Origin of the sequence: Nocardia higoensis NBRC 100133 (genome assembly GCF_000308595.1) — a bacterium.
GTDB classification, from domain to species: Bacteria; Actinomycetota; Actinomycetes; order Mycobacteriales; family Mycobacteriaceae; genus Nocardia; species Nocardia higoensis.
The window spans coordinates 13869-31451 of record NZ_BAGA01000081.1; the positions used below are offsets into that span (position 1 = coordinate 13869).

Annotated in this window: 16 protein-coding genes; 7 read left to right on the plus strand and 9 right to left on the minus strand. The window is 70.1% G+C overall.

Features of this window, described 5'->3' with window-relative positions; all coding sequences use genetic code 11:
* Nucleotides 1–177: 177 nt before the first annotated feature.
* From ON26_RS14750 to ON26_RS14760, 3 genes are all read left to right on the plus strand, one after another.
* Nucleotides 178–1542: an MFS transporter gene (locus tag ON26_RS14750; protein ID WP_218000587.1), complete on the plus strand. Its 1365-nt coding sequence runs from the start codon at nt 178–180 to the stop codon at nt 1540–1542.
* Nucleotides 1543–1652: 110 nt separating this feature from the next.
* Nucleotides 1653–3170 carry an acetaldehyde dehydrogenase ExaC gene (exaC, locus tag ON26_RS14755; protein ID WP_040796711.1) on the plus strand — a complete coding sequence of 506 codons (1518 nt, stop codon included), beginning with the start codon at nt 1653–1655 and terminating at the stop codon, nt 3168–3170.
* Entirely contained in the window at nt 3170–3574 is a 405-nt protein-coding gene (locus ON26_RS14760) for a DUF779 domain-containing protein (RefSeq protein ID WP_040796712.1), read from the plus strand. The genes exaC and ON26_RS14760 overlap by 1 nt, the downstream gene beginning before the upstream one ends.
* A gap of 22 nt (nt 3575–3596) precedes the next feature.
* On the opposite strand, the gene ON26_RS14765 is transcribed toward ON26_RS14760, so the two are convergent.
* Nucleotides 3597–5036 (minus strand): FUSC family protein, encoded by a 1440-nt coding sequence (locus tag ON26_RS14765; RefSeq protein WP_040796713.1) that lies wholly within the window; start codon nt 5034–5036, stop codon nt 3597–3599.
* A 71-nt stretch (nt 5037–5107) separates the two neighbouring features.
* Between ON26_RS14765 and ON26_RS14770 the strand changes: the two genes are divergently transcribed.
* A complete protein-coding gene (locus ON26_RS14770; RefSeq protein WP_083884092.1) occupies nt 5108–5728 on the plus strand; it encodes a MarR family winged helix-turn-helix transcriptional regulator in 621 nt (206 codons plus the stop codon).
* A gap of 34 nt (nt 5729–5762) precedes the next feature.
* On the opposite strand, the gene ON26_RS14775 is transcribed toward ON26_RS14770, so the two are convergent.
* On the minus strand, nt 5763–6656 hold the full coding sequence (locus tag ON26_RS14775) for a universal stress protein (RefSeq protein WP_051027078.1): 894 nt from the start codon (nt 6654–6656) through the stop codon (nt 5763–5765).
* 513 nt (nt 6657–7169) lie between these two features.
* Complete coding sequence (locus ON26_RS33405) at nt 7170–7331, minus strand: hypothetical protein (protein WP_157101242.1); 162 nt, start codon at nt 7329–7331, stop codon at nt 7170–7172.
* A 232-nt stretch (nt 7332–7563) separates the two neighbouring features.
* Between ON26_RS33405 and ON26_RS14780 the strand changes: the two genes are divergently transcribed.
* Entirely contained in the window at nt 7564–8373 is an 810-nt protein-coding gene (locus tag ON26_RS14780) for a DUF72 domain-containing protein (RefSeq protein ID WP_040796714.1), read from the plus strand.
* A gap of 221 nt (nt 8374–8594) precedes the next feature.
* Nucleotides 8595–9206 (plus strand): nucleoside deaminase, encoded by a 612-nt coding sequence (locus tag ON26_RS14785; RefSeq protein ID WP_040796715.1) that lies wholly within the window; start codon nt 8595–8597, stop codon nt 9204–9206.
* Here the strand turns inward: ON26_RS14785 and ON26_RS14790 are convergent.
* The 5 genes from ON26_RS14790 to ON26_RS14810 all read right to left on the minus strand — a co-directional run bounded on the left by ON26_RS14790 (nt 9182) and on the right by ON26_RS14810 (nt 14887).
* Nucleotides 9182–11017 (minus strand): acetolactate synthase large subunit, encoded by a 1836-nt coding sequence (locus tag ON26_RS14790; protein WP_373280942.1) that lies wholly within the window; start codon nt 11015–11017, stop codon nt 9182–9184. The two genes, ON26_RS14785 and ON26_RS14790, sit on opposite strands and share 25 nt — an antisense overlap.
* A gap of 314 nt (nt 11018–11331) precedes the next feature.
* Nucleotides 11332–11682: a hypothetical protein gene (locus ON26_RS14795; protein WP_040796716.1), complete on the minus strand. Its 351-nt coding sequence runs from the start codon at nt 11680–11682 to the stop codon at nt 11332–11334.
* Nucleotides 11683–11755: 73 nt separating this feature from the next.
* On the minus strand, nt 11756–12847 hold the full coding sequence (locus tag ON26_RS14800; protein ID WP_040796717.1) for a PDR/VanB family oxidoreductase: 1092 nt from the start codon (nt 12845–12847) through the stop codon (nt 11756–11758).
* Nucleotides 12844–13746: a metal-dependent hydrolase gene (locus ON26_RS14805; protein WP_040796718.1), complete on the minus strand. Its 903-nt coding sequence runs from the start codon at nt 13744–13746 to the stop codon at nt 12844–12846. Before ON26_RS14805 ends, ON26_RS14800 begins: the two co-directional genes overlap by 4 nt.
* 79 nt (nt 13747–13825) lie before the next feature.
* The gene (locus tag ON26_RS14810) at nt 13826–14887 is read right to left on the minus strand and encodes an LLM class flavin-dependent oxidoreductase (protein ID WP_040796719.1); all 1062 of its coding nucleotides are present in this window, start codon (nt 14885–14887) and stop codon (nt 13826–13828) included.
* A gap of 180 nt (nt 14888–15067) precedes the next feature.
* Between ON26_RS14810 and ON26_RS14815 the strand changes: the two genes are divergently transcribed.
* Nucleotides 15068–16495, plus strand: coding sequence for an SMP-30/gluconolactonase/LRE family protein (locus ON26_RS14815; protein ID WP_245545858.1), 1428 nt, complete (start codon nt 15068–15070; stop codon nt 16493–16495).
* A gap of 9 nt (nt 16496–16504) precedes the next feature.
* Here ON26_RS14815 and ON26_RS14820 read toward each other — a convergent pair whose 3' ends face one another.
* Complete coding sequence (locus ON26_RS14820; protein ID WP_040796720.1) at nt 16505–17377, minus strand: universal stress protein; 873 nt, start codon at nt 17375–17377, stop codon at nt 16505–16507.
* Nucleotides 17378–17583 lie beyond the last annotated feature (206 nt).

Here is a 17583-nt window from a genome sequence, read left to right on the forward strand (position 1 = left end):
CCGTTTCAGGCCGATAAGCAGCCATTTTGCACTATGCAAAGCATGTGTATCCTGCATCGGTCGCGAGATCGCGCGCAGTCAGTTCTGTCATGAGGAGATCCGGTGCCCCCAGTTACCCATGGGCGAAGCGAATTCATCGTCGCCGCGCTCGCCGCGGGCGGTATCGTCGCCGCGCTGATGCAGACCCTGGTCGTGCCGCTCATCGGCGAGCTGCCGCGCATCCTGAACACCTCGGCGTCCAATGCCTCCTGGGTGATCACGGTGACCCTGCTGGTCGGCGCGGTCGCCACACCGATCACCGGGCGCCTCGGCGATCTCTACGGCAAGAAGCGCATGCTGCTGATCTGCATCGTCCCGCTGTTCCTCGGCCCGCTGGTGTGCGCGGCCTCCTCCTCGGTGGTGCCGATGATCGTCGGCCGCGGCCTGCAGGGCATCGGCGCGGGCATCATCCCGCTGGGCATCAGCGTCATGCGCGACGTGCTGCCCGCCGAACGCCTGGGCAGCTCCATCGCGGTGATGAGCGCCTCGCTGGGCATCGGCGGCGCGCTCGGCCTGCCGATCTCGGCCGCGGTCGTGCAGTACACCAGCTGGCGGATCATGTTCCTCGGCGTCGCGGTGCTGGTCGCGGTCGTCGCCGCGGGCGTGTGGTTCCTGGTGCCGAACGCGGAGCCGAAGGGCACCGGCGGCTTCGACCCCCTCGGTGCGATCGGCATCGGCATCACCCTGGTGTGCCTGCTGCTCGCGGTGTCCAAGGGCGGGGACTGGGGCTGGACCAGCACGACCACGCTGAGCCTGTTCGCCGGCGCCGCCGTCGCGCTGGCCTTCTGGCTGTGGTGGGAACTGCGCCTCGACGACCCGCTGATCGACCTGCGGGTCGCCGCCCGGCGCCCGGTACTGCTGACCAACGCTGCCTCCGTGGTGATCGGCTTCGGCATGTACGCCCAGTCGCTGATCCTGCCGCAGCTGCTGCAACTGCCCACCGCGACCGGATACGGACTCGGGCAGTCCATGCTGGCGATGGGTCTGTGGATGTTCCCCGGCGGCCTGGTGATGATGGCCGTCTCGCCGATCGGCGCCCGCATCTCGGCACGCTACGGCCCGAAGATCACCCTCGTCGCGGGCAGCCTGGTGATCGCGGCCGGCTACGGCGTCTCGATGATCCTGATGGGATCGGCGCCGGGTCTGCTGGTGGTGACATGCGTGTCCAGCGCCGGTGTCGGCCTGGCCTACGGCGCGATGCCCGCGCTGATCATGTCCTCGGTGCCGCTGTCGGAAACGGCCTCCGCCAACAGTTTCAACACCCTCATGCGCTCGGTGGGCACCACCACCTCGGCCGCGGTGATCGGCGTGGTGCTCGCGCAGATGACCACGCAGTTCGGCGGGCACGCCATTCCGACCGAGGCCGGTTTCCGCACCGGCCTGCTGCTCGGCTGCGGTGTCGCCGTGGTCGCGGCGCTGGTCGCGCTGGGAATTCCGGGCAAGCCGAAGACCGCGGCGGCGAGCCAGGCGCCCGTCGGCGAACCCGCCCGCAGCCGGGCCTGAGGACGCGCCCGCCCTCGGTTCAACGTTTCGCCAACCCTCGCCGGGCATAGTGAGCCACATCACGGTCGAGCACCGTGGATGCATCCGGACTCAGCGAGGAGTGACCCGCCATGATCTATGCCAAGCCGGGAACCGAGGGCAGCGTCGCCGACTACGCCGCCCGCTACGACAACTTCATCGGCGGCGACTGGAAGCCGCCGGTGGAGGGCCGCTACTTCGAGAACCCCTCACCGGTCGACGGTCAGGTGTTCACCGAGGTCGCCCGTTCCTCGGCCGCCGACGTCGAACTGGCCCTCGACGCCGCGCACGGCGCCGCCGACGCCTGGGGTGCCACCTCGGCGAGCGAGCGCGCCAACATCCTCAACAAGATCGCCGACCGCATCGAGGCCAACCTCGAGTCCCTCGCCGTCGCCGAGACCTGGGAGAACGGCAAGCCGGTCCGCGAGACGCTGGCCGCGGACCTGCCGCTGGCCGTCGACCACTTCCGCTACTTCGCCGGCGCGGTACGCGCCCAGGAGGGCGGCATCAGCGAGGTCGACAACGACACCATCGCCTACCACTTCCACGAGCCGCTGGGCGTGGTCGGCCAGATCATCCCGTGGAACTTCCCGATCCTGATGGCGACCTGGAAGCTGGCTCCGGCGCTGGCCGCGGGCAACGCGGTGGTGCTCAAGCCCGCCGAGCAGACCCCGGCCTCGATCCTGAAGGTCGTCGAACTCGTCGCCGACCTGCTGCCGCCCGGCGTGCTCAATGTGGTGAACGGCTTCGGCATCGAGACCGGCAAACCGCTGGCTTCCAGCCCGCGGGTGGCGAAGGTCGCCTTCACCGGCGAGACCACGACCGGCAGGCTGATCATGCAGTACGCCAGCGAGAACATCATCCCGGTGACCCTCGAACTCGGCGGCAAGAGCCCCAACATCTTCCTGCCGGACGTGACCGCCGCCGACGACGCCTACCTCGACAAGGCCGTCGAAGGGTTCGTGATGTTCGCGCTCAACCAGGGCGAGGTCTGCACCTGTCCTTCGCGCGCGCTCATCCACTCCTCCATCTACGACGAGTTCATGGCCCGCTGCGTGGAGCGCACCAAGGCCATCGTCAGCGGCAACCCGCTCGACGACGCCACCATGATCGGCGCCCAGGCCAGCAACGACCAGTACGAGAAGATCCTGTCCTACATCGACATCGGCCGTCAGGAAGGCGCCGAGATCCTCACCGGCGGCGGCCCGCGCAAGGTCGACGGCCTCGAGAACGGCTACTACGTCGAGCCGACGATCTTCAAGGGCCGCAACGACATGCGCATCTTCCAGGAGGAGATCTTCGGCCCTGTCGTCTCGGTCACCACCTTCGACACCGTCGAGGAGGCGATCTCGATCGCCAACGACACCCTCTACGGCCTGGGCGCGGGCGTGTGGACGCGCGACATGAACACCGCCTACCGGCTGGGCCGCGCCATCAAGGCGGGCCGGGTGTGGACCAACTGCTATCACGCCTACCCGGCGCACGCGGCGTTCGGCGGCTACAAGAAGTCCGGCATCGGGCGCGAGAACCACAAGATGATGCTCGATCACTACCAGCAGACCAAGAACCTGCTGGTGAGCTACTCCCCGGACAAGCTCGGATTCTTCTGATGCCCGAACGCGTCGAGCGGGTCGCGCTGACCGAGGCCGCGATCGAACTGCTGACCCGGCTGACCGCGCGGCACGGCCCGCTCATGTTCCATCAGTCCGGCGGATGCTGCGACGGCAGCGCGCCGATGTGCTACCCGCGCGGGGAATTCCGCGTCGGAGCCTCCGACGTGCTGCTCGGGGAAGTGGGCGGCGACATCCCGTTCTGGATGAGTGCCGACCAGTACGAGTACTGGAAGCACACCCATCTCACCATCGACGTGGTGCCGGGTCGGGGCAGCGGGTTCTCGGTGGAGGCGCCCGAAGGGGTGCGTTTCCTCATCCGCTCGCGACTGCTCACCGACGGCGAGGCCGTACAACTCGCCGCCGAGGCGCCGCCGCGCACCGGCGCGGACGTGTCGGGCTGAGCGGATCGGCGGCCCGGCGCGATCACCCGGCCGCCGAGGCGAAGTGCCGGTCGCCGCGCGCGATGGTCAGCGCGGCGACCAGCACGCCCACGACCGCGCCGATGAGCGTGTCCACCACCCGGCCCGCGGCCACCGCCGCCCCGACCGGCTGCCCGAGCCCGGTCAGCAGCAGGGCCACCGTTGTCACCGCGATCGAGGCGATCGCATAGTTGCGCACCACATACATCTCGGCGAGCACCTGGCCGACCGTGATCACCACGACCAGCGGCCAGTACCCCAGCGCCGCGGCGAACATCGCCGCGGCCAGCAGCGCACCCGCCGCATTGCCGAGCAGCCGCTGGATCGCGCGCTGCACGGTGTGGTGGTAATTCGCGCCCTGGAGAACGGCCATCGCACCCATAGTCGCCCACAGCGGATGCTGCACGCCCAGCACGAACGCGATCCAGCCGGCCGCCAGCGAGGCCACCACCACTCGGGCCACCCCGGCGAGCAGGCCGGGCTCACGCAACGCGCGCACACCGGTGCGCAGGAAGTTCTCCGGGCGAGCGAGCTCGGCGGAGATGTCGCCGATCGCGGCTCCCACACAGGGAATTTCGATGTCCCGGCGGACTTTGCGGAGTTCGGTCTCCAGCAGCTCGAAATCCTCTCCGCGCGCGAGGACGTGGTCGTAGGTGCCGGTGTCGACGACAGTTTCGGCGGCGTCCAGCAGGGCGAGCAGCTCACGAGAGTGCTTGCCGGGGTCGGGTTCGGCCAGCGCGATCGTCTCGCGGGCACGGGCGATGGCCGCCCGCGCCGCCGACCGCGCGCTCTCGCGGACGCCCGCGGACGCCGTCTCCAGCGCCGACACCGCGGCCAGCGCCCTGGCCACCGCGATCCGGGACGGCCCGTGGGGATGCAGCAGGGCGGGCGACATCGTCATCGCCCAGCCGGCCACCGCGCCGATCGCGGCGGCGGCGACCGCGAACCACAGATCGGCCGCGGTGGTCGCGAATCCGGCCGCACCCGACGCGGCGAAGATCAGGATGACCGGGCCCGGCCCGGGAATACGGAAGGCGCCGAGCAGCCAGAACGCGACGCCCGCCGCGACCGCGAGCGCCGTGATCACCACCCCGCCCGGCAGCCCGGCCACACCGAGGCCCGCGCCGAGCCCGACGTAGGCGACCACGCCGACGCCGATCAACGCGACTTTGACCGCCAGCTGCCGGTAGGGCTCGTTGCGCGCGAACGCCGAACTCAACGCACCGAGCGCCGCGAAACCGGACAGCTGCGGCAGATCGAGCAGCCCGCCGCCGATCAGCACGATGAGTACCGCCGCGCCGACCCGGATCGCCGAGGCCGTGACCGCGTACGCGCTGCGTACCTCCAGCGCCGAGCGCCACGCGGCGGGCGACACCGAATGCGCGAGGGCTACCCGCGAGTGCCGCAGGCGGCTGTAGTCATGGGCGGTAATGGATGGCTGCATCAGCAAAGGGTATTATTTCACGAGTAAATTATCTATGAAGAGTCGCTGTGAGGCTCGCTACGATGGCTGTCATGCCCGACGAATCCGCAGCGTTGCCCGAGCCAGCCGTGTCGCACGAGGCGGCCACCGCACAGCCGCGCCGGGCCGCTGCTCAGCCTCGCCGGGGCATCGCGGCGCCGGACGATGCCGCGGCGACACCGGACGACTTCATCGATCGCGTCCGGCGCGCCTGGGCGCAGACCTATCCCGAAGTCGACACCACACCCATCGACGTCATCGGCCGGATCGCCCGGATCGGCTCGCTCGCCCTCACCCAGCTCGACCGCGAGCTCACCGGGTCGGGCGTCACCCGCTCGGAGTTCGACGTGCTGTGCACCCTCGCCCGGAGCCCGCACCCCTTGCGCGCCAGCGAGGTCACCTCCGTCACCGGCATCTCCGGCGCCGCGACCACGAAACACACCGATCGCCTGGCCGGACTCGGCCTCGTCGAACGCCGCCGGCTGGAACGCGACGGGCGGGTCGTGCTGCTCGAACTCACCGAGGAAGGACGCAGGCTCGTGCGCACCCAGCTCCCGCGCAGGCTCGAACGAGAAGAAAGCATGCTGGACGGGCTCACCGAGGCCGAGATCGACACCCTCACCGGGCTGCTGCGCCGGGTGGCCCTCAACGTCGAACGCCGGATCGGTCCGTAAACCGATCCGGCGTACCCGGTTTCCCGAACGCCCCTCAGCGCCGGCGGATCACCGTGATGGGGCACTCCACCGTGTGGATCAAGGCGTTACTGGTCGAGCCGAGCATCATGCCGGTGAACCCGCCGCGACCGTGACTGCCGACCACCACCTGCTGGGCATCGGCCGAGGTGTCCAGCAGCGACCGCACCGGACGATTCGCCACCACGACCCGGCGGACCGCCACATCCGGGTAGCGCTCGCTGTATCCGGCCAGCCGCTCCGCCAGCAGCGCCTCCTCGTCGGCGGCGATCGCCTCCCAGTCCACGATGCCCAGCTCGAGGCTGTTGGTATCACTCCAGGAGTGCAGCGCGATCAGCGGAACCCCGCGCCTGCTCGCGGTCTCGAAGGCGTACTCCACCGCCTCCACACTGTTCTCGGTGCCGTCGACACCGACCAGGATCGGCTTGCCCGACCACTGCTCCGCCACGCCCGCCGCGGTCTCGTGCACGACGGTCACCGGGCACTGCGCGTGCCGGGTCACCGAGGTACTCACCGAACCGAGCAGACCGCGCCTGAACGCGCCGAGCCCGCGTGAACCGACCACGATCATCCGGACCCGCTCGGAGTAGGCCAGCAGCGCAGGGATGACGAAATCGAACGTCGCCTCGGTGGTGATCTTCAGTTCCGCCGGGGCGGATTTCGCGATCTCGTCGCGCACCTCGGCGACCAGGCGCTCACCCTCGGCCTGCAATATCTCCAATTCGGGCTCCGGCAGCGTGAGACCCGAACCGTAGCCCGTGCTCACCGCAACCGATGTGAGCAGATGCAGAGTGCTGCCGTGCAGCGCCGCCTCGGCCGCCGCCCAGGCAGCCGCCTGCCGCGAACTCTCCGAACCGTCCACCGCTGCGACGATCACCGGCTCGATCGCATTCTCCCGTGTCTCGGCCACCTCGGGCCCCTTCCGTTCCAACGCCTCTGTCGGGCAAACATCCCGGCCTTCTCCTGCCAGCATGCCCCACTTCGAGGCCGGAACCGAGTAGCGCCCCGGCACAAATCACATCGGCGGCCCCCGGCGCACCCGCTCGTCCCCGGATGTGCGCAATGCGCAGGCAACAGCCGTGCAACCGAGCGGCACCGGACTTCCGGCGATCTCCTGGGATCGTCGAATCCTGTTGCACCCCATACGACATCGCCCACCGAAGGCACCACGGTCCGCCGGTCGAACCGGACACCTGTCGGCCGACGCCGGTGTGCCGAGCACGAATCGGAGCGCGGAGACGGCCGTCACAACGCGAGCGCGGGGACACCGGGCATCCTGCCTGTCGCCGACAGCCGGCTTCGGATGGCATCGGGCCCGCGAGCCGGCGCCCGGACGACTACGGCTGCAACAAGCGGGCGAGCATTCTGGAGGCGTTCGATCGGGTGTACGGCGCCGACGAGGATCGCCGTCCACCCGATCGGGTCAGGCTCCGTGCTTGCGGCGGCGGAATTCCTCGGCGATGAGACGCAGGCACGTGTCGTGCTCGGTCTCACCGGGATGGGCCTCGCGCCGCAGCCGCAACATGGCCTGCGGCAAACCGATGCCCAGCTCACTCGACAGCCGCACGGCATCGACCTTCGGCATTTCTGATCCTCCACGAACTTGTTTGAACTAGAACAGCAACCGTCTCTTCGTACCCGACAGCGACCTCGGCGAACCCTCGAAAACATCTCGATCGCGTGAAGGTCGTTCGCGGGCCGGGCGGCAGGAGCGAGGAGAGTCTACGACCACGCCGGATACCGTTCGCACCGACCCTTCGCGATGGACGACAGCGTTTCCCGGATGTCCCCACCCGGGACGGAGGCAGGATGGAGGCATGGGCGAGATCCGCATCGGAACCTCCGGCTGGGTGTACCCGCCGTGGCGGGGCGTGTTCTATCCGGCGGGCCTGCCGCACAAGAACGAATTGGCCTATCTCGCCGAGCGAATGGACAGCGTCGAAATCAACGGATCGTTCTATTCGCTACAGCGACCGTCGAGCTATCTGCGGTGGGCCGAGCAGACTCCGCCGGATTTCCGCTTCGCCGTCAAGGGCAGCCGCTTCATCACCCATATGAAGCGGCTGCGCGGCGGCGAGAGCGCGCTCGCGAACTTCCTCGCATCCGGCGTTCTCGCCCTGGAGGAGAAACTCGGCCCGATCCTCTGGCAGCTGCCTCCGACATTCGGCTACGACCCCGCGATACTCGCGGACTTCTTCCGGGCGCTGCCGCGCACCACGGTACGGGCCGCCGAGATCGCAGCCAACCACGACCACCGCGTCGAGCAACCGCACACCAGCACCGGCGCCGACCGGCCGCTGCGGCACGCGCTGGAGGTCAGGCATCCCAGCTTCCTGACCCCGGATTTCCCCGGACTGCTGCGTGAACATTCCATCGGCCTGGTGGTGGCCGACACCGCGGGCAAGTTCCCCTTCATCGAGGAGGTCACCGCCGACTTCGTCTACGTGCGGCTGCACGGTCACGAGGAGCTCTACGTCAGCGGATACACCGACGAAGGGCTGGACATGTGGGCCCGCAAGATCGAATGCTGGGCCGAGAACGGCGATGTGTACGCCTATTTCGACAACGACGCCAAGGTGATGGCGCCACACGACGCGCTCGCCTTGCGGGAGCGGATCGCCGGCTGAGTCCACCGGCGCAGCCCTCTCCCCTCCTCTGCTTCTTTCGAGTGGTTGTTCATCGGCGACGGGCCCACCTGAGAGGAAGCATAGTCGAATGGCAATATCTACATATCGACACGCTGACGCGGTCATGCTCGCGCCCCCCCTGGTAACTGCTCCGCAACCCCGCTCGCCTACCTTGCGAAGGGCGAGTGAACGTACTCGCGCCGACGAGAAGGGACCTCGCCGTGGACCTCGCACGCCTGCCGCGCTCGTTCGGAGCCACCCTGCCCGACTGGGTGTTCGACGAGCTGGCCCACTCCCCTACCCCGTTGCGCACCGACGCCGATCGGATGGAATTGGCGCTGCGGCTGGCAGCGCGCAACCCCGTGGAAGGCTCGGGCGGACCGTTCGCCGCGCTCGTCGTCGACTCCCCCACCGGCGAGATCGTCGCGGCGGGCGTCAACCTCGTCCTGTCCAGTGGCCTTTCCGCCGCGCACGCCGAAGTCACCGCGCTCTCTCTCGCCCAGACCCGTGTCGGCGACTGGGATCTGGGAGCGGCCGGCGCGCCGGATCGCGAACTCGTCGTGAACTGGCGGCCGTGCGCCCAGTGTTACGGCGCGGTGCTGTGGTCGGGCGTCAAGCGCCTCGTCATCGCCGGTGAGGGCCCGGAAGTGGAGCAGCTCACCGGCTTCGACGAGGGGCCGGTGCGCGACGACTGGGCCGAGCAACTGCGCCGCCGCGGCATCGAGGTCGTCATCGGAGTACAGCGCGAGCGAGCCGTGTCGATGTTCGCCGACTACGGCCGCATGGCCGTCGAACGCGGCCTCACCGTCTACAACGCCCGCGGCGGGTCCTGAACAGGCACTTCACGGCAGCTCCGACCCTCGCCGTCGTCATCGAACAGCGGGCGCAGATTCCGAGCGGCCATGATCCGATCGTTGCCCGCGCCTGCTTCGATCATCGGCCAGACCAGCGCGTCGGCACCCACGACGAAATCGATCACCACGGGCCGGTCGTGCACGGCGCGGGCCTTCTCGATCACCATCTCCACGTCCTGCTCACGGTCACACCGCAATCCGACACAGCCGAGCGCCTCGGCGAGGGCGACGAAGTCTGGGACACGGCGCGTGTGGGTGGCCAGTTCGCTCTGCGAATAGCGCTCGTCGTAGAACAGGTGCTGCCACTGCCGGATCATGCCCAGATGGCCGTTGTTCACGATCGCCACCTTGATCGGCACACCCTCGACCGCGGCCGTCGCCAATTCCTGATTGGTCATCTGGAAGCATCCGTCGCCGTCGATCGCCCACACCTCGGCCTCGGGGACACCGAGTTTCGCGCCGAGCGCGGCGGGCACGGCGTAGCCCATCGTGCCCATGCCGCCGGAGTTCAGCCAGCTACGCGGTCGCTCGAACTCGATGAACTGCGCCGCCCACATCTGGTGCTGACCGACACCCGAGCAGAAGATCGCGTCCGGTCCCGCCGCCCGGCCCAGCGCGCGGATCACGAACTGCGGAGCGAGGGAGCCGTCGGCGGGCCGGTCGAAACCGAGGGGGTATGTGGTACGCAGGCGGTCGAGTTCGGCCCACCAGCGGGTGAGGTCGGGTCGCGGCCCTCGCTGGGCGTCGAATTCGGCGAGCAGCGCGGCCAGCACGGCATCGCAGTCGCCGACGAGCGGCACGTCGGCGTGCCGGATCTTGCCGATCTCGGCCGGATCGATGTCGACGTGCACGACAGCGGCGTCGGGCGCGAAAGAGGCGGGATCGCCGGTCACCCGGTCGTCGAAGCGGGCGCCGAGCGCGATCACCAGATCGCTCTTCTGCAACGCGCCGACCGCGGCGACCGTGCCGTGCATGCCGGGCATCCCCAGATGCTGGGGATGCCGGTCGGGAAAAGCGCCGCGCGCCATGAGCGTCGTGACCACGGGAATGCCGGTGGCCTCGGCGAACGCGCGCAGCCGGGCACAGGCGCCGGACTTCACCACGCCGCCGCCGATGTAGAGCACCGGCGCCTCGGCTCGGGCGATCAGTCCGATCGCGGCGCGGATCTGCCGCGGGTTCGGTTGCGTCACCGGGCGATAGCCGGGAAGTTCGAGCAACGGCGGCCAGTGGAAGACGGTCTGTGCGCGCAACACATCCTTCGGAATGTCCACCAGCACCGGGCCCGGCCGGCCCGACGCCGCGAGATGGAATGCCTCGGCCAGTACGCGCGGGATGTCGGCCGCGTGGGTGACCAGCACAGCGTGTTTGGTGATCGGCGTGCTGATGCCGACGATGTCGGCTTCTTGAAAGGCGTCGGTGCCCATCATCGGCAGCGGCACCTGGCCGGTGATGGCGACGACGGGCACCGAATCGGCCTGCGCGTCGGCGAGCGGCGTGACCAGGTTCGTGGCGCCGGGGCCGGAGGTCGCCAGGCAGACGCCGACCCTGCCGGTGGCCTGCGCGTAGCCGGTGGCGGCGTGTCCGGCGCCCTGCTCGTGGCGCACGAGCACGTGCCGGATGCGCGAGGAGTCGAGCAGCGGGTCGTAGACCGGCAGAATCGCGCCGCCCGGTATGCCGAAGACGACTTCGACGCCGAGTTCCTCGAGCGATCGCACGACCGCTCGAGCACCGGTGAGGCGTTCCGGTGATGACTGACCGGACGACGACGTCCGCGACGGTGACGTGTACACGGGAATCTCCGTTTTCCGAACACGCCGCGACCGGCGTGTTCTCGGCGGCGTCCGGGCGGCCCGCGGCACGATTGCACGCGGGCACGGCGGAACGCCGAGGTGGATACCGCTCCCGTGCACGCACACCGGCCTGTTCCGGCGGGTCTCTCCGCCGTGGATGTGTCGCGGGGTCTGCGGCTCTGCCGATCCGGATTCCCGTGGTGAGGACGGACCGTGAGCGCGGCCGTTCGGCCGCGGACAACGATCCTAGCGGGCCACGGCGGCTCTCGTCACCGGAGAGTTCGCCGCCGCGCCCGCCGGCACGCCCGAGGTGATCAGGTCCAGAGCACCGCGACCAGGACGTTGACGACGCCGAGGCCGCCTGCGGCGTGGGTCATCCACGGCTGATCCTTGCCCTTCTTGGCGTCCGCGCGGCCGATTTCGGCGAGCGCGGCGACGACGAGGGCGACGACCAGCTTGACGCCGATCTTGGCCATGTCGGGATCTTTGCCGAGCGAGTCGACCGATTCGGCCAGGCCGACGAGGATCACGCCGGTGACGATCTGCAGGCGCGCGCCCCACACCATCACTTCGTTCACCTTGGGCTGCCCGGCGGCATAACCGCCGATCAGCGCGGCGAGGCCGAGGAAGTGGGTGACCACGATCAAGTTGTAGACGACATCCATGGGACCAGAGACTAATGGATCCGCTGTCCACCTACTACGTCGTGTAGTGAATTCGTCGCGTCGTTTCGGTGACCTACAGGTCCAGCACGAGACGCCCGCTGTCACAGCGGGATACGCAGGGCAGCCAGGCCCCCGCGGCGCGTTCGGCTGCGGTGAGGGCCGAGTCACGGTGGTCGGGTTCGCCTGCCAGGACGCGCACCTCGCAGGTTCGGCAGAAACCCTGCCGGCACGAGTACGGGCGATCGGGGCGCAGTTTCAGCAGCGTTGCCAGAGCGGACTCGTCGGCGGGCACCCGCAGCACTTCGCCGGTGCGGGCGAGCTCGATCTCGAAGGGCCGCCCGTCGACGATCGGCGGGGGTGAGAAGCGTTCGAAGTGCAGTTCCACGCCTGCCGTGTCCCGCAAAGCGGCGATCACCGCGGTGGTCATCGGGGCGGGTCCGCAGCAGTAGACGGCGGTGCCCGCGCGGACGCCGGGGAGCAGGTCGGCGGCGGCGGGCAGGCCGTGTTCGTCGGCGGCGCGGATGGTGACGCGCGCGCCGAAGGCGGCGATCTCGTCGAGGAAGGGCAGGGTCGCCCGGGAACGGCCTACGTAGACCATCGACCAGTCCACACCGAGCCGGTGCGCCAGCCGGGCCATCGGCAGGATCGGCGTGATCCCGATGCCGCCCGCGACGAAATGCAGACGGGCGGAGGGCGATCCGTGCCCGGGGACGGCGAAGGGGAAGGCATTGCGTGGCCCACGGGCCAGCAGGGTGCTGCCGACCGACAGCGCGTCGTGCACTTCGACCGAGCCGCTGCCGCCGTGGATGCGGCGCACCGCGATGCGGTATTCGCCGCGTTCGGCGGGGTCGCCGCACAGCGAATACTGCCTGCGCCTGCCGGAGGGCAGTTCCAGGTCCAGGTGCGCGCCAGGCCGCCAGGCCGGCAGGCCGGCGCCGTCGCGGGCGCGCAGGGTCAGGCCGACGACATCCCGGCCGTGCGCATCGATCCGGCGGTCGGCCACCACCAAGGGCAGGGTGTGCGTGTCGGCGCGCAGCCCGGGATCGCGTCGATGGGCCAGGCGCGCCCAGCGCAGGCGCAGCGTGGCCAGCGCGTCGACAACGGCGAAGGTCAGGTCCGGGCCGCGCCTGCCGTACAGATCGGCGGGCAGATCGGGCGCGATCACGAGGCCGCGGCCCGCGCTGCCGGGGACGTGGCGAGATAGGCGATCGCCTGTGCGGTCGAGCCGACGGTTTCCGGATGGTAGCCGGGCAGGAAGGTCGACAACGCACTCGCCGCCAGCGCGGGCACGCCGGGTAGCGCGCCGCGGCGCATCGCACCGAGGACGCGCGTGAGCAGCCTCGGGTAGCCGAGGTCGGGCAGCGCCGGATCCTGGCGGATCATGAACGCGGCGCCGCGGACCACCAGCGCCAGGAAGATCGGGAACACCAGCGCCATCAGCGCGGAGCGGCGCAGATAGCCGACGCCGAAGTATTCGGCGACCTCGTGGGCGACGTGGCGGTGCTCCACTTCCTCGGCGCCGTGCCAGCGGAACAGGTCGGCCATGCGCGGGTCCGCGTCGAATCGCTCCAGGTCGGCATTGAGCACCCAGTCGCCGAGGAAGGCGAAGAAGTGCTCGAGGCAGGCGATGAAAGCCAGGCGTTCGATCATGGCCTGACGTCCGGCCACTGCGCCCGACGTCTCGGGCCACAGCGTGGCGCGGAACAGGTGTTCGGCCTGGCGCAGGAAGGGCTCGGTGTCGATGCCGTTGGCCGCGAGCACGTCGTGCAGCACCTTGTCGTGGGTCTGCGCGTGCATGGCCTCCTGGCCGATGAAACCGAGCATGGCCTCGCGCAGTTTCTCGTCGGCGACATGGGGCAGGGCTTCGGTGTAGGCGGCGCAGAACATGCGCTCGCCCTCGGGCAGCAGCAGGTTCAGCGCGTTGATCACGTGGGAGGCGATCGGCTCCGCGCGCAGCCAGTGCAGCGGTGCGCCCGCCCAGTCGAAGCGGACGTCGCGGGCGTGCAGCGCCACCACGCCCGGATCGGTCTGCGGCGTGCGGCGGGACCTGCGAAGTAGCGGCATCGGTACTCCTCGAACCTGGTGTGTCCAGTGGGAGCAGCGTACACCTGACTAGTACGCGCAGTAACTGTTACTGGCGAGTTCACTTATCTGCGGTGGCGACCTCCACCGCGGGTCGCCATCCCAGGTGCGGCGCGATCGACTCGACGGTGTCGTGCAGGATCTGCTCGTAGTCCTCGCGCTGGAACTCGTACGGAAGTTCCAGCCGCAGTTCCCGGGCGTGCGCGACCACGGGATCCGCGCGCAGGCGTTCGACGATCTCCTCCGCGGGGCCGACGAGGTCGGGGGCGAACAGCACGCGTCGCTCGCCGTTCGGGCGCAGGGTGCGCTCGTGTCTGCTCGCGGCGTAGCGGCGGTAGCGCTCCCTGGTCACCCGGTCGGCGCTGTCGAGCGGGACGATGACCCGGCCGAGAGCCAGGCGGGACCGGCCGCCCCCTGCCGCGCGCGCTCGGTACTCGCGGACCAGGTCGAGCTGGGTGGTGGTGAAATCCTCGCTGCGATCGGCGAAGACGACATTGCCGGTGAGCAGGTTCAGCCCGTTCTCCCCCGCCCAGCGCACCGAACGCAGGCTGCCGCCGCCGTACCAGAGCCGGTCGATCAGTCCGGGGCTGTGCGGCTGCAGACGGGGGCGCTGGATGTTGCCGGGCGACTCGATGATCGTGTCCGGGTCGCCGAGGTACTCCCCGCGCAGGTTGGCGATCAGGCGCTCGATCCGGCCGTAGGACAGGTCGTAGGTACGCCAGTCGCCGTCGAAGACCAGGTCGCCGATGAGATCCGCGTGTGGCGGGGTCCCCGCGCTGAAGCCCGGCTGCAGCCGGCCGCCGGAGAGCACGTCGGCCATCGACAGATCCTCGGCCAGCCGGAACGGGCTCTCGTAGCCGATCGGGATCACCGCGGCGCCCAGTTCCACCCGGCGCGTGCGCTGCGCCGCCGCGGCGAGGAACACCGCCGCCGAGCCGACGCCGTGCTCGAGATGACGCTGCCTGATCCAGGCGCCGTCGAAGCCGAGCGCCTCCCCGAACTCGAACAGCCGCAAGGTGTCCTCGAGTCCCGTGGCGGGATCGTCGTCGGGGTAGTTGCCCGGCGTCAGGAACGCCAGGCTGGTGATCCGCGGATCGGAGTCGGTGGCGGCGTCGGAACCCATGGGGCGAGTGAATCGCGTTGCGCCGGCCCGCGACACCGTTGCGCTCGAGCAGAACGCAAGTCCGCCGTGCGGGCGCGGTAACGTGCCTTGCGACTGCGCCCCGGGACGGCCGGGGCGGACGTGCCGGAGGCCGAGTTCCGGAGTTGCCGAGTGTCGAGGAAGTGGCCGATGCATCGCCTGATGACGAGTGTGATTTCGGTTGCGGCCGTGGTGTTCACGGCGGGAACGGGACCGGCGGCTGCCGCGCCCGCTGTTCCCGATGTGGGTCCGGCCGGGACCGCTTTGATGCACGGCGATCTCGCCTCGACCGACTCCACCCCGCATCCGGGGCCGGGGCCGGGCGCGCGGGTGGCCGCCTGGTCGGCGCCCGGCGGTGTGTGCAGCGCGACCTTTCTGACCTCGCAGGGCGTGCCGGTGTCACTGTGTACCGCCTTCGTCGGGCTGAACCCGCTCACCGTGGTCGCGCCGACGGTGGTGGTGTTCGACCCGCTCTCGGCGCAGCCGCTCGCCTCCTTGCAGCTGGCCAAGGGCGGTCTGCTGGGCGGAGTCTACGGCTATCTCGACAGCGCCGACCGGGTGGTGGTCGCCGACGGTTCGGGTGCGATCGTGAAGGTCGCGCACCGCCGAGAGGCCGACGGCGCGGTCCGGCTGTTCGTCGACGAGCGCATCGATCTGGCCGCGCGCATTCCCGCGGGCGACTCGGTCACCGGTGTCGCTCCGGACCATCGGGGCCGCATCTGGTTCGCCACCACCGGCGGCGTGATCGGCACCGTGGAGGCGGACGGACGAATCGGCGACACCCGGTTGCCGGACGGGGAGCAGCTGACCAACGGGTTGAGCATCCACCCCGGTGGCGCGTCGGTGCTGACCAGCCGGGCGCTCTACGAGATGCGCGCCGACGACAGCGGCGTCCCGCAGATCGTGTGGCGGCGCGCGTACGACGCCGCGACCACGCGCAAACCCGGTCAGCTCGCCGCCGGATCGGGCACCACCCCGACCTATTTCGGACCGGGCGGCGACGCCTGGGTGGCGATCGTCGACGACGCCGAGCAACCGCATCTGATCGTCCACCGCACCACCGACGGCTCGGTCCTCTGCCGCACACCGGCTTTCGTGACGTCCGGGCAGGGCACCGAGAATTCGCCGATGGCGTGGGGGGACTCGCTGATCATTCCGAGCACCTACGGTTTCGCCTATCCTCCGAATGCGACCGACGGGCCGAGCGATCCTCCGAATGCCGTCTTCGCCGGCGGCATGACTCGCATCGACGTCTCCGAGACCGGCTGCACGCGCGTGTGGGAGAGCGACGATCGGATGGCCACGCTGCCGAAGCTCTCCCGCGCCGACGGGGCGATCCACGCGCTGACCTACGGTCCCCTTCCCGCGCGGGGCGGCGTGCAGCAGGTCGGGCCGGTCTACTACAGCGCGGTCGATGTCGAGACCGGGCAGCGCCGCGCGCATGAGCAGGTGGGCTTCGCGCCGGTCGACGAACCGTTACAGCTCACCGGGACGATCGGGCCGGACGGGTCGTTCTGGCAGGGCACATTCGGGCGGATGCTGAAGATCGTGCCCCCGCACACCGCGTCGGCACCGGTGAGTACGCAGTAGGGGGCGACGCTAGCGCACCACGACCATCGGGCATTCGACCGTGTGCAGCAGCGCATTGCTGGTGGAGCCGAGCAGCATGCCGGCGAACCCGCCCCGGCCGCGACTGCCGACGACCAGGAGCTGGGCCTGTGCCGCGGCCTCCTGCAGAGCGGGAACCGGCCGCTCGGACACCACGATCCGGCGGATCGTCACTTCCGGGTAGTCCTGTTCGTATCCGGCCAGGCGTTCGGCAAGCACCGCCTCCTCCGCGGTCCGGACGGCTTCCCAGTCGGCGGGAATGGTGACGGCGCCGGCGTCGCACCAGGAATGCACCGCGACCAGGTCGACCTTGCGGCGCGCCGCCTCCGCCACGGCGAAATCCACCGCCGCCGCACTGTGCGCGCTGCCGTCGACGCCGACGACCACCGGGGCACGGCGCGACGACGCGTCCGCGGCGGAACGGTCGTGGATCACCGCCACCGGGCACTTCGCGTGCCGCGCCACCGCCGTGGTCACCGATCCGAGCATGCCGGGCAGATACGCGCCGGTTCCCCTGCTGCCCAGCGCGATCAGGCGGGCCGTGGCCGAGCGATCAAGCAGGGTCGGAATCAGCAGGTCGGCGCAGACCTCGGTGCTGATCTCCAGTTCCGCCTCGGCCGCGTCCCGCGCGATCCGCGCGGCGGCGGCGACCACCCGCTCGCCTTCCGCGCGCTGCCGCTCCCGGTCGGCGGCCGAGAGGGTGCGCGCGGGGCCGGCGCAATCGTCGGTCGAGGTGAACACGTGCAGCGGGGCATCGTGCAGCGCGGCGGTCACCGCGGCCCAGGCCGCGGCGTGGTGCGACCCCGGGGAACCGTCCACCGCGACCAGGATCGGCGTCCTCCCCCGAATCTCGCCTGCGCTCATACCTTCTCCCTTCCCGGATCGGCTCGGCCCCGCGAACTCGCGTCCCGCGGCGCCCGAGTCGTTCGGTGCCACCGAATCGTCTCGCCGGCCAGTCTGGTCGCCCGCGCTCCCGTGGTCGAGTCTGCCGTGGTCGGGAGTGTCGCCGCCACCGGACCGACAGCTCGCACCGGTTGTGCTGCGATTCCGCGGACCGGCGTTTCGGTACG